The following is a 12,291-nucleotide window of genomic DNA, read 5'->3' on the forward strand; positions in this document are numbered from 1 at the left end:
CGCAGCGTCCGGGGCGAAACAATCAGGCGTGCTTGATTTTTCTCGGGGCCGGTGCCACGCTGGGCGCCAGTACGCAAGGAGGCGGCGATGGCGGACCTCGGCGTGATCCTCGGGGATCTCGACGCGGAATCACGGACGATCGACGACGTGGTGGCGGACCTGCCCGCGTCGGACTGGGCGCGGGAAACCCCCGCCGAGGGGTGGACGATCGCGCACCAGATCGCGCACCTGGCCTGGACCGACGGGAAGGCCCTGATCGCGGCGGCCCACCCCGAAGACTGGCAGGCCGAGGTGGAAAGCCTGCTCACCGTCGGCGAGCACTACGTCGACGAAGCCGCGGCCGAAGGGGCCCAGGCGTCCCCGGAAGAGCTGCTCGAACGCTGGCGGACCGGCCGGGAGCGGCTGGCCGAGGCCCTCGCCGCGGTGCCGGACGGGCAGAAGCTGCCCTGGTACGGGCCGCCGATGAGCGCGGCGTCGATGGTCACCGCGCGGCTGATGGAGACCTGGGCGCACGGTCAGGACATCTACGACGCCCTCGGCCTGACGCGCGAGCCGACCGCGCGGCTGTGGCACATCGCCCGCTTCGGCACCCGCACCCGCGACTTCGCCTACCTGCTCAACTCCCTCGCGCCGCCGGCCGAGGAGTTCCGCGTCGAGCTCACCGCGCCCGACGGCACCACCTGGGCGTTCGGGCCCGAAGACGCCGAGCAGAAGCTGACCGGCAGCGCCGTGGACTTCTGCCTGGTCGTCACCCAGCGGCGCCACCCGGCCGACACCGACCTGGTGGCGCACGGCGCCGACGTCGAGGAGTGGCTGACCGTCGCGCAGGCCTTCGCCGGCCCGCCCGGGGAAGGCCGGAAACCGGGGCAGTTCGCCCCGCCGACGCACTCTTCTCCGCGGAGGCGGCAATGACATCGCCGTATCGCATCGGCAACGCGTCCGGCTTCTACGGCGACCGCTTCTCCGCGGTGCGCGAGATGCTCACCGGCGGCCCGCTGGACGTCCTGACCGGCGACTACCTCGCCGAGCTCACCATGCTCATCCTCGGCCGCGACCGGATGAAGGACCCGAACCGCGGGTACGCCAAGACGTTCCTGCGGCAGCTGGAGGAGAACCTCGAGCTGGCGCGCGAAAACGACGTCAAGATCGTCGCCAACGCCGGCGGGCTCAACCCCGCCGGGCTCGCGGACGCCCTGCGCGAACTGGCCGACAAGCTCGGCCTGGACGTGAAGATCGCGCACGTCGAGGGCGACGACCTGGTCGCCCGCGCCGACGAGCTGTCGCTGGGGAAACCGTTGACCGCCAACGCTTATCTCGGCGCGTGGGGCATCGCGGAATGCCTGAACGCGGGCGCCGACGTCGTGGTCACCGGGCGTGTCACCGACGCGTCGGTGATCGTCGGGCCGGCCGCCGCGCACTACGGCTGGGCCCGCGACAACTACGACGCGCTCGCCGGAGCGGTCGCGGCCGGGCACGTCATCGAGTGCGGCGCCCAGGCCACCGGCGGCAACTACGCCTTCTTCACCGAGCACTCCCTGGGCGTGCCGGGCTTCCCGATCGCCGAGATCGAGGCCGACGGCTCCAGCGTCATCACCAAGCACCCGGGCACCGGGGGAGTGGTGAACGCCGGGACCGTCACCGCGCAGCTGCTGTACGAGATCACCGGCGCCCGCTACGCCGGGCCGGACGTCACGACCCGGTTCGACACGCTGTCGCTGACCGAGGACGGGCCCGACCGCGTCCGCATCTCGGGGGTTCGCGGAGAGGCTCCGCCGCCGACGCTGAAGGTCGCGCTGAACACCCTGGGCGGGTTCCGCAACGAGACGACGTTCGTCCTCACCGGACTCGACATCGAGGCGAAAGCCGCGCTGGTGAAGGAACAGCTCGAAGCCGCGTTGAAGGACCGGCCGCCCGCCGACGTCAAGTGGACGCTGGCCCGGACCGACCACACCGACGCCGACACCGAGCAGACCGCGAGCGCGCTGCTGCACGTCGCGGTCAAGGACGCCGACCCCAAGGTCGCGGGCCGGGCGTTCACCGGCGCCGCGGTCGAGCTCGCGCTGGCCAGCTACCCCGGGTTCCACGTCACCGCGCCGCCGTCGGATGCCTCGCCCTACGGCGTCTACACCGCGGCCTACGTGGACGCCGGTCTGGTGCCGCACATCGCGGTGCTGCCGGACGGGATGCGTGTCGACATAGCTCCTCCGACGTCCACTGTGGAGCTGTCCGATGTGGACGAGCCCGCGCTCCCCGACCCGCTCGACCACGGGCCGGTGCGGCGCGCGCCGCTCGGCCGGGTTGTCGGGGCCCGCAGCGGGGACAAGGGCGGCAACGCCAACCTCGGCGTCTGGGTGCGGTCCGAGGAGGCCTGGCGGTGGCTCGTGTACCGGCTGACCGTCGCCGAGTTCAAGCTGCTGCTGCCGGAGACCGCGGACCTGCCGGTGACACGTCACCTGCTGCCGAACCTGCGGGCGGTGAACTTCGTCGTCGAAGGCATTCTCGGTGAAGGCGTCGCCTCGCAGGCGCGGTTCGACCCGCAGGCCAAGGCCTTCGGCGAGTGGCTGCGGTCCCGTGAGATCGACATTCCCGAGGTGCTCCTGTGACCGATCCTTTTCGGACGCCCGAACGGGCGGAGCTGCGCAAGACCGTGCGGAAGTTCGTCGAGCAGGAGGTCCTGCCGCACCTCGACGACTGGGAGCGCGCCGGTGAGCTGCCGCGCGACCTGCACCGCAAGGCCGGCGACCTGGGCCTGCTCGGCGTCGCGTTCCCCGAAGAGATCGGCGGGGGCGACGGCAACTATCTGGACGCGCTCGTCGTCGCCGAGGAGATGCACTACGCGGGTGGGTCCGGCGGGCTGTTCGCTTCGCTGTTCACCTGCGGCATCGCCGTCCCGCACATCGCCGAGGCCGCCGACCCGGTGCAGATCGAACGCTGGGTGCGCCCGACCCTCGCCGGGGACAAGATCGGCTCCCTGGGTGTTACTGAACCGGACGGCGGTTCCGACGTGGCCGGGATCCGGACCACCGCGGTCCGGGAGGGCGACGAGTACGTCATCAACGGCGCCAAGACCTACATCACCTCCGGCTGCCGCGCCGACTTCGTGACGACCGTCGTGCGCACCGGTGGTGACGGCGCCCACGGGCTGTCGCTGATCGTCGTCGAGCGTGGGACGCCCGGGTTCACTGTTTCCCGCAAGCTTGAGAAGATGGGGTGGCTCTGCTCCGACACTGCCGAACTGTCCTACGTGGACGTCCGGGTGCCGGTCGAGAACCTCGTCGGCGCCGAGAACAGCGGGTTCGCGCAGGTCGCCACCCAGTTCGTCACCGAACGGCTTTCCCTGGCCGTGCAGGCGTACTCGCACGCCCAGCGCGCGCTCGACCTCACGTTGGACTGGTGCCGGCTGCGCGAGACGTTCGGGCGGCCGCTCATCTCGCGCCAGCTCGTGCAGCACAAGGTGACCGAGATGGCCCGGCGGGTCGACGTCGCCCGCACCTACGCCCGGCAGGCCGCGATCCGGCACGTCTCGGGCGAGGAAGTCATCGCCGAAGCCTGTTTTGCCAAGAACACCGCCGTCGAGGCCGCCGAGTGGGTGGTCAACGAGGCCGTCCAGCTGCACGGCGGGCTCGGGTACATGCGGGAGGCCGAGGTCGAGCGGCACTACCGCGACGTCCGGATCCTCGGCATCGGCGGCGGCACCAACGAGATCCTCACCGGCCTGGCCGCGAAGCGATTGGGATACACCTCATGACGACCCTGAGGTCCACAGTGGACACGCGGGCCGCCGAGTTCGGCGCGAACCGCGAGGCGATGCTCGAGAAGCTCGCCGAGATCGACACCGAGCAGGCCAAGGCGGTGGCCGGTGGCGGGGACAAGTACGTCGAACGGCACCGCAAGCGTGGCAAGCTCCTGGCCCGCGAGCGGATCGAGCTGCTGCTCGACGAGGACTCGCCGTTCCTGGAGCTGTCGCCACTGGCGGCCTGGGGTTCGGACTACCGCGTCGGTGCGAGCCTGGTGACCGGCATCGGCGTGGTCGAAGGTGTCGAGTGCCTTGTGTCGGCCAGCGACCCGACGGTCAAGGGTGGTGCGAGCAACCCGTGGACGGCCAAGAAGTCCTACCGGGCGGCGGACATCGCCGCGCAGAACCGGCTGCCGACGATCAACCTCGTCGAGTCCGGCGGCGCGGACCTGCCGACGCAGAAAGAGATCTTCATCCCCGGCGGCCGGATCTTCCGCGACATCACGCGGGCGTCCGCCGCGGGCTGCCCGACGGTTGCGCTGGTCTTCGGCAACTCGACCGCCGGCGGCGCGTACCTGCCGGGCATGTCGGACTACGTCGTCATGGTCAAGGAACGCGCGAAGGTGTTCCTCGGCGGGCCGCCGCTGGTCAAGATGGCGACCGGTGAGGAGTCCGACGACGAGTCGCTCGGCGGCGCCGAGATGCACGCGCGGACCTCGGGCCTGGCCGACTACCTGGCCGTCGACGAGCAGGACGCGATCCGCCTGGGCCGCAACATCATCAAACGTCTCAACTGGACCAAGCAGGGGCCGTCGCCCAAGCCGGAGTACGACGAGCCGCTCTACGACGTCGATGATCTGCTCGGCATCGTGCCGCCCGACCTCAAGGTGCCGTTCGACCCGCGCGAGGTGATCGCCCGGGTGGTCGACGGCTCCGACTTCGACGAGTTCAAGCCGCTGTACGGCTCGTCACTGGTGACAGGTTGGGCGAGCATCCACGGTTATCCGGTCGGCGTGCTGGCCAATGCCCAGGGGGTGCTGTTCGGCGAGGAGTCGCAGAAGGCCGCGCAGTTCATCCAGCTGGCCAACCAGATCCACACCCCGCTGGTCTTCCTGCACAACACGACCGGCTACATGGTCGGCAAGGAGTACGAGCAGAGCGGCATCATCAAGCACGGCGCGATGATGATCAACGCCGTGTCGAACTCGAAGGTGCCGCACCTGTCCGTCCTCATGGGAGCGTCCTACGGCGCCGGGCACTACGGGATGTGCGGCCGCGCCTACGACCCCCGCTTCCTGTTCGCGTGGCCGAGCGCGAAGTCCGCGGTGATGGGCCCGGCGCAGCTGGCCGGCGTGCTGTCCATCGTGGCCCGCGCGGCCACCGAGGCGCGCGGCCAGGAGTACAGCGAGGAGAACGACAAGGCCATGCGCGCCATGGTGGAAGGCCAGATCGAAGCCGAGTCGATGCCGATGTTCCTCTCCGGCATGCTCTACGACGACGGCATCATCGACCCGCGCGACACCCGCACCGTGCTGGGGCTGAGCCTGTCCGCGATCCACAATGGACCAGTGAAGGGCGCCGAGGGCTTCGGCGTCTTCCGGATGTGAGTGAGCGATGATCCAGAACCTGCTGGTCGCCAACCGCGGCGAGATCGCCCGCCGCGTCTTCCGCAGTTGCCGCGACGCCGGGATCGGCACGGTCGCCGTGTTCTCCGACGCCGATACCGCCGCGCCCCACACCCTCGAAGCCGACGCGGCCGTCCGGCTGCCCGGCAACGCGCCGTCCGAGACGTACCTGCGTGCCGAACTGCTGGTGAAGGCCGCGGCCGACACCGGGGCCGACGCCGTCCACCCCGGTTACGGCTTCCTGTCCGAGAACGCCGCGTTCGCGCGGGCAGTTATCGACGCCGGGCTGACCTGGGTCGGGCCGCCGCCGGAAGCCATCGAGACGATGGGCTCCAAAGTGGAGTCGAAGCGGCTGATGGCCGCCGCCGGGGTGCCGGTGCTGTCCGAACTGGACCCCGCGTCGGTCACCGAGGCGGATCTTCCGTTGCTGGTCAAGGCGTCCGCGGGCGGTGGCGGACGCGGAATGCGCGTGGTCCGCGAGCTGTCCGAACTCGCCGAAGCGGTGGAAGGTGCGAGCGCAGAGGCCGGGTCAGCGTTCGGCGACCCGACGGTGTTCTGCGAGCGGTACCTGGAGACCGGGCGGCACATCGAGGTCCAGGTCCTGGCCGACCAGCACGGCACGGTGTGGGCGGTGGGGGAGCGGGAGTGCTCGATCCAGCGCCGCCACCAGAAGGTCGTCGAAGAAGCGCCCTCGCCGTTTGTCGACGAAGCGATGCGCGCCGAGCTGTTCGACGCCGCGCGCAAGGCCGCCCAGGCGATCGACTACGTCGGCGCGGGCACGGTCGAGTTCCTCGCCGGGCCCGACGGCCGGTTCTACTTCCTGGAGATGAACACCCGGCTGCAGGTCGAACACCCGGTCACCGAGAACGTCACCGGCCTGGATCTGGTGGCCTTGCAGCTGCGCGTCGCGGATGGGGAACGGCTGCCCGCCGACCCGCCGCCGACCGTCGGGCACTCGATCGAAGTCCGGCTCTACGCCGAGGACCCGGCGGCGAACTGGCAGCCGCAGAGCGGCACGCTGCACACCTTCGAGGTGCCCGATGTGGACCGTTCATTCAGCCACGGACCGGGCCTGCGGCTCGACTCCGGCTTCGAGACCGGTTCGGTCGTCGGGGTCCACTACGACCCGATGCTCGCCAAGGTGATCACCTGGGCGCCGACCCGCGCCGAGGCCGCGCGACGGCTCGCCAAGGCGCTGGCCGCGACGAAGATCCACGGTGTGGTCACCAACCGCGACCTGCTGGTCAACATCCTCCGCCACGACGCCTTCCTCGCCGGGGAGACCGACACGGCGTTCTTCGACCGCCACGGTCTCGACACCCTGGCCGCGCCGCTGGCCACTGTGGACACCGAGCGCGTCTCCGCGCTCGCCGCGGCGCTGGCGGACGCGGCGGGCAACCGCGCGACGGCGGCCACGCAAGGACGGCTGCCCAGCGGCTGGCGCAACGTCCGCTCGGCCGGGCAGCGCAAGGTCTTCTCGGTGAGCGACCGCGAGTACGAGGTGGTCTACACACTCGGCCGGGACGGTTTGCGGGCCGAGGGTTACGACGCTGAGGTGGTGACCGCCAAACCCGGCCGGGTCGTCCTGGACGTCGCCGGGGTGCGCCGCACCTTCGACGTCGCGAGGCACGACGGTGTGTCTTATGTGGACTCCGCGCTCGGTTCGGTGGCGCTCAAGGCCGAGCCCCGGTTCGCCGATCCGGACGCCGCGCTGGCCGCGGGGTCGCTGGTCGCGCCGATGCCGGGCACCGTCGTCCGGCTCGCCGTGCAGGCCGGGGACCCGGTCAAGGCGGGCGATCCGTTGCTGTGGCTCGAAGCGATGAAGATGGAACACCGGATCGCCGCCCCCGCCGACGGGGTCGTGGCGGAACTGCCGGTGACAGTGGGACAGCAGGTCGAAGTGGGCACGATCCTCGCGGTGGTGGGAGAAGCAGAATGAACGCGATGAACTTCGTCGAGCCGGAGGAGCGGATCGCGCTCCGCAAGGCCGTCGCCGAGCTCGGCGCCAAGTACGGGCACGAGTACTACGCGCGCAAGGCGCGGGCGGACGAGAAGACCCACGAGCTGTGGGACGAAGCCGGCCGCCTGGGCTACCTCGGCGTCAACATCCCCGAGGAGTACGGCGGCGGGGGCGCGGGCATCGCCGACCTCGCCGCGGTGCTCGAAGAGCTCGCCGCCGCCGGCTCGCCGCTGCTGCTCATGGTCGTCTCACCGGCGATTTGCGGCACCGTGATCTCCCGCTTCGGCACCGAAGAGCAGAAGAAGCAGTGGCTGCCGGGCATCGCCGACGGCACCAAGCGGATGGTCTTCGCGATCACCGAGCCGGACGCCGGGTCGAACTCGCACAAGATCACCACCACCGCCAAACGGGACGGTGACGGGTGGGTCCTCAGTGGACGCAAGGTCTACATCTCCGGCGTCGACGAGGCTGACGCGGTGCTCGTCGTCGGCCGCATGGAGGACGCGAAGACGGGCAAGCTCAAGCCCGCGCTGTTCATCCTGCCGACCGACACCGCCGGCTTCGAGTACACGAAGATCCCGATGGACATCATCGCGCCGGAGAACCAGTACTCGCTGTTCCTCGACGACGTCCACCTGCCCGCCGAGGCGCTCGTCGGCGAGGAGGACGCGGCGATCGCGCAGCTGTTCGCCGGCCTCAACCCGGAACGCATCATGGGCGCGTCGTTCTCCCTCGGCATCGCCCGGTACGCGCTGGCCAAGGCTGTCTCCTACGCCAACCAGCGCCAGGTCTGGGGCACCCCGATCGGCGCCCACCAGGGCCTCGCGCACCCGCTCGCCGAGATCAAGGTCGAGCTGGAGCTGGCCAAGCTGATGACGCAGAAGGCCGCGTCGCTCTACGACAACGGTGACGACTTCGGCGCGGGGGAGTCGGCCAACATGGCCAAGTACGCCGCCGCCGAGGTGGCGATCCGCGCGACCGACCAGGCCGTGCAGACCCACGGTGGCAACGGCCTCGCCACCGAGTACGGCCTCGGCACGCTGGTCACCGCGGTGCGACTCGGCCGGATCGCGCCGGTCAGCCGCGAGATGGTGCTCAACTTCGTCGGCCAGCACAGCCTCGGCCTCCCCAAGTCCTACTAGGAGCGTCGCCATGTCTACTTTGGACGGCAAGACGATCATCATGTCCGGCGGCAGCCGCGGCATCGGCGAGGCGATCGCGCTCCGGGCGGCTGCCGATGGTGCGAACGTCGCCCTGTTGGCCAAGACCGCCGAACCACACCCGAAGCTGCCCGGCACGATCTACACCGCCGCGGAGGCGATCGAGAAGGCGGGCGGGCACGCGCTGCCGATCCTCGGCGACGTCCGCGACGACGACGGTGTCGCGGCGGCCGTGGCGAAGACGGTCGAACAGTTCGGCGGCATCGACATCGTCGTGAACAACGCCAGCGCGATCGACCTGACGCCGACCGAGCAGGTCAGCATGAAGCGCTACGACCTCATGCAGGACATCAACGCGCGCGGTACTTTCCTGCTATCCAAACTGGCCATTCCGCACCTGCGCGCGTCGGCGAACGGGCACATCCTCACGCTGTCGCCGCCGATCAGCCTCGACGAGAAGTGGTTCACCGCCGGGCACCTCGCCTACAGCATCGCGAAGTACTCGATGAGCCTGGTCACCGTCGGGCTCGCGGCGGAACTGAAGGCGGACGGCGTCGCCGTCAACTCGCTTTGGCCCCGCACGACGATCGACACGGCGGCGATCCGCAACGTCGTCGGCGCGGAGCTGGCCGACCGCAGCCGCACGCCGGAGATCATGGCGGACGCGGCGTACGCGATCCTCACCAAGCCGAGCCGCGAGGCGACCGGGAACTTCTTCCTCGACGACGAGGTCCTGCGCGCGGAAGGCGTCACCGACTTCGCGAAGTACCGCATCGGCGGCTCGGAGGAGGACCTCCAGCTCGACTTCTGGGTCGATCCGGCTTGACCGGCGTCCGCGAACCCCAGCAGGAACGCAGCCGCACCACGCGGCGGCGGCTGATCGAGGCCGCGCTCGACAGCTTCGGCGAGCGCGGCTGGCACGGCGTCACGGTGGCCGGGATCGCCGAACGCGCGGGCGTCTCCCGGGGCGCCGCACAGCACCACTTCCCGACGCGGGAGGACCTCGTCGCGGCGGCGGTGGACCTCCTGGGCGAGGCGCAGATCGACGAGCTCCGCGCCCAGGCCGCGGACCTGCCGACCGGCGCGTCCCGCATCGAGCGGGTCGTCGAGATGGTGCTGAACCTCTACACCGGGCCGCTGTTCCGCGCCGCCCTGCAGCTCTGGTCGGTCGCGGCGACCGACGAGGCCCTGCGCGCCGTGCTCGTGCCGCTCGAGGCCCGGGTCGGGCGGGAGGCGCACCGGGTGACCGTCGAGCTGCTCGGCGTCGACGAGTCCCGCCGGGGCGTGCGGGAACTGGTCCAGGCCACTCTCGACCTCGCCCGCGGCCTCGGCCTGGCCAACCTGCTCACCGACGACACCCGGCGCCGCCGGCAGATCGTCCGGGAGTGGGCCCGCACCCTGGAACTGCGGCTCGCGGGCGGCTGAGGCCGGGCCGCTCGTCGCACCGGCCGCGACCTGTGGGCGCAACCGGGCCGCCGTTCGCCGTGCCCGCGCCGCCGGGCTCCTTACCGGAACCGACCGGGTCTAGTAAACGTCCTAGTGCGGTAGCTAACACAATTGGCGCAATGGACGATGACCCGTAGTAGCAGGTTCGAAGAGGAAGGCAGTCCGGTGTCCGGTACAGGAGTCGAGCTCACCCACCGCGCGATGGCGATGCTGAGGGCGGTGGGAGCCGGCCGCGCGCAGATGTCGTGCAGCTGCGAGCCGGACCTCTTCATCGACGGATTCGCGTGTTGTGATCAGATCACGGCCCACGCCCTGGCCCACGGCGGCTACCTGAAACCCGCGGCCGAAGGAGCGACCGGGCGAGTCCCGGCCGAGCTGACCGAAGCGGGGCGCGCCGCTCTGGAGATCAGCCTCGCCGCCTGAGCACCTGAACGTGCGTTACGCAGTGTGGTCGGTTCGCTCGCGCGTTCGGTGCCGGGGCGCGGCGGCGGACGTGGCCCGCCGAACGTGGTGAACTGCCCGGCACCCGGTCCCGCCCGTGGCACTGACCTGGCAGTCTGTCCTCATGGCGGAGCACCCCCCACCGGCGGACGACCAGGCGACGGTCTTCCTCCCCAGCGAGCTGCGCGGCCCCCACTGGCCCACTCGCGACCTCGACGTCTCCCGGCGGCCCTACGACGAGTTCGCCACCCAGATCGTCGCCCGGCCGCCCGCCTCGCCGGTCAGTGCCGGCCGCGGTGAAGGCGCCGGCTCGTCGCTCGCTCGCTCCAGTGGCCGGATGGCCGTTGCCTCGACCGTCAGCCGGATCACCGGGTTCGTCGCGAAGCTGCTGCTCGCCGCCGTGGTCGGGACCGGGGTGGTCAACGACTCCTTCACCGTCGCGAACACGCTGCCCAACATCGTGTTCGAGCTCCTCTTCGGCGGGGTGCTGGCCAGTGTCATCGTGCCGCTGCTGGTCCGCTCGCAGGACGACCCGGACGGCGGCCGCGCCTACACGCAGCGGCTGATCACGATGGCGCTGGTGCTGCTCACCGTCGGCACGGCCGTCGCGGTGGCGATCGCCCCGCTGTTCACCGCGCTCTACGTCGACAAATCGTCTCCGACGGCCAACCCCGGGCTGACCACCGCCCTGGCGTACCTGCTGCTGCCGCAGATCCTCTTCTACGGCCTCTTCGCGCTGCTGTCGGCGATCCTCAACGCCCAGAACGTCTTCGGCCCGCCGGCCTGGGCGCCGGTGCTGAACAACGTCGTCGTCACCGGCACGCTCGTCGTGTTCGCGGTGGTGCCGGGGGAGCTGACGCTCGACCCGGTCCGGATGAGCGACCCGAAGCTGCTCGTGCTCGGCCTCGGCACCACGCTCGGCATCGTCGTGCAGGCGATGGTGCTGATCCCCGCGTTGCTGCGCACCGGGTTCCGGTTCCGCTGGCGCTGGGGCTTCGACCCGCGGATGAAGGAGTTCGGCGGGCTGGCCGCGTGGATCCTCGGCTACGTCGTGGTGAGCCACGTCGGGTTCGTCGTCACCACGCGCGTGCTGACCGGCGGCACCAGCGGCGGGGTCACGGCCTACAGCTACGCGTCCCTGCTCTTCCAGCTGCCCTACGGCATCCTCGGCGTCTCGCTGCTGACCGCGCTGATGCCGCGGATGAGCCGCGCCGCCGCGGACGGCGACACCGTGTCGCTGGTCGGCGACCTCTCGCTCGCCTCCCGCATCTCGACGGTGCTCTTCCTGCCGATCTCGGCGGTGCTCGCGGTGGTCGGCGCGCCGGTCGGCATCGCGATCTTCACGCTGGGCCGCGGCACCCTGGACGACGCCGAGCGCCTCGGCCAGACCCTCGCCGTGTCCGCCGCCGGGCTGCTGCCGTTCGCGCTGGTGATGCTGCAGCTGCGGGTGTTCTACGCGATGAAGGACGCGCGCACGCCCACGCTGATCATGCTCGTGATGACGGCGGTGAAGATCCCGCTGCTGCTGCTCTGCCGCGGGCTGCTCGACGGTGAGCACATCGTCTACGGCGTGATGCTCGTGAACGGCGCCGGGTTTGTCGTCGGCGCGGTGCTCGGCCAGGTCTGGCTGTGGGTGCGGCTCGGGCACCTGCGCAGCAAGCGTTCGCTGCGGGTCGGGCTGATCACGCTCGGGGCCAGCGCCCTCGGTGTCGGGGCCGCGGTGCTCGCCGGGTACGCGGTGCCGGGCTCGCTCGGCACGATCCCCGCCGCGTGGGTGAAGCTGCCGGTCCAGACTTTGCTCGGGATGGCTGTGCCGTTCGGGTTGCTGGCGGTGCTGAAGCTGCCCGAGTTCACCCCGGTGACCCGGCGCGTGGGCGGTCTCCTGCGGCGGCTCGCGCCTCGTTGACGACTACGGCCGGAAAG

General features: G+C 70.8%; 10 protein-coding genes. All 10 read left to right on the forward strand.

Translation table 11 applies throughout. The annotated features are described in order from the left end of the window. The first annotated feature begins 87 nt into the window (after positions 1–87). The 10 genes from ACZ63J_RS20125 (at position 88) to murJ (ending at position 12,274) form a co-directional block, all read left to right on the forward strand. Positions 88–912 (forward strand): TIGR03084 family metal-binding protein, encoded by an 825-nt coding sequence (locus ACZ63J_RS20125; RefSeq protein WP_465405223.1) that lies wholly within the window; start codon positions 88–90, stop codon positions 910–912. After that, positions 909–2,603, forward strand: coding sequence for an acyclic terpene utilization AtuA family protein (locus ACZ63J_RS20130; RefSeq protein ID WP_465439549.1), 1,695 nt, complete (start codon positions 909–911; stop codon positions 2,601–2,603). Before ACZ63J_RS20125 ends, ACZ63J_RS20130 begins: the two co-directional genes overlap by 4 nt. Beyond that, on the forward strand, positions 2,600–3,748 hold the full coding sequence (locus ACZ63J_RS20135; protein ID WP_465408220.1) for an acyl-CoA dehydrogenase family protein: 1,149 nt from the start codon (positions 2,600–2,602) through the stop codon (positions 3,746–3,748). The genes ACZ63J_RS20130 and ACZ63J_RS20135 overlap by 4 nt, the downstream gene beginning before the upstream one ends. Then, positions 3,745–5,343: an acyl-CoA carboxylase subunit beta gene (locus ACZ63J_RS20140; RefSeq protein ID WP_465408222.1), complete on the forward strand. Its 1,599-nt coding sequence runs from the start codon at positions 3,745–3,747 to the stop codon at positions 5,341–5,343. Before ACZ63J_RS20135 ends, ACZ63J_RS20140 begins: the two co-directional genes overlap by 4 nt. A gap of 7 nt (positions 5,344–5,350) precedes the next feature. Beyond that, positions 5,351–7,300, forward strand: coding sequence for an acetyl/propionyl/methylcrotonyl-CoA carboxylase subunit alpha (locus tag ACZ63J_RS20145; protein WP_465408224.1), 1,950 nt, complete (start codon positions 5,351–5,353; stop codon positions 7,298–7,300). Further along, entirely contained in the window at positions 7,297–8,463 is a 1,167-nt protein-coding gene (locus ACZ63J_RS20150) for an acyl-CoA dehydrogenase family protein (protein ID WP_465408226.1), read from the forward strand. The genes ACZ63J_RS20145 and ACZ63J_RS20150 overlap by 4 nt, the downstream gene beginning before the upstream one ends. 10 nt (positions 8,464–8,473) lie before the next feature. Next, complete coding sequence (locus ACZ63J_RS20155; RefSeq protein ID WP_465408228.1) at positions 8,474–9,307, forward strand: SDR family oxidoreductase; 834 nt, start codon at positions 8,474–8,476, stop codon at positions 9,305–9,307. Then, entirely contained in the window at positions 9,304–9,906 is a 603-nt protein-coding gene (locus tag ACZ63J_RS20160) for a TetR/AcrR family transcriptional regulator (RefSeq protein ID WP_465337635.1), read from the forward strand. The genes ACZ63J_RS20155 and ACZ63J_RS20160 overlap by 4 nt, the downstream gene beginning before the upstream one ends. A 186-nt stretch (positions 9,907–10,092) precedes the next feature. Then, the gene (locus ACZ63J_RS20165) at positions 10,093–10,350 is read left to right on the forward strand and encodes a hypothetical protein (protein ID WP_465311257.1); all 258 of its coding nucleotides are present in this window, start codon (positions 10,093–10,095) and stop codon (positions 10,348–10,350) included. A 142-nt stretch (positions 10,351–10,492) separates the two neighbouring features. Then, positions 10,493–12,274 (forward strand): murein biosynthesis integral membrane protein MurJ, encoded by a 1,782-nt coding sequence (gene murJ / locus ACZ63J_RS20170; RefSeq protein ID WP_465408230.1) that lies wholly within the window; start codon positions 10,493–10,495, stop codon positions 12,272–12,274. The last annotated feature ends 17 nt before the right edge of the window (positions 12,275–12,291 follow it).

The sequence above is a fragment of the Amycolatopsis sp. NPDC104863 genome (assembly GCF_055582965.1).

Excerpts from the sequence above, each read along its gene's own strand:
- ACZ63J_RS20125 (WP_465405223.1), top strand. The coding sequence starts at position 88 with ATGGCGGACCTCGGCGTGATCCTCGGGGATCTCGACGCGGAATCACGG.
- ACZ63J_RS20130 (WP_465439549.1), top strand. The coding sequence starts at position 909 with ATGACATCGCCGTATCGCATCGGCAACGCGTCCGGCTTCTACGGCGAC.
- ACZ63J_RS20140 (WP_465408222.1), top strand. The coding sequence starts at position 3,745 with ATGACGACCCTGAGGTCCACAGTGGACACGCGGGCCGCCGAGTTCGGC.
- ACZ63J_RS20145 (WP_465408224.1), top strand. The coding sequence starts at position 5,351 with ATGATCCAGAACCTGCTGGTCGCCAACCGCGGCGAGATCGCCCGCCGC.
- ACZ63J_RS20150 (WP_465408226.1), top strand. The coding sequence starts at position 7,297 with ATGAACGCGATGAACTTCGTCGAGCCGGAGGAGCGGATCGCGCTCCGC.
- ACZ63J_RS20155 (WP_465408228.1), top strand. The coding sequence starts at position 8,474 with ATGTCTACTTTGGACGGCAAGACGATCATCATGTCCGGCGGCAGCCGC.
- murJ (WP_465408230.1), top strand. The coding sequence starts at position 10,493 with ATGGCGGAGCACCCCCCACCGGCGGACGACCAGGCGACGGTCTTCCTC.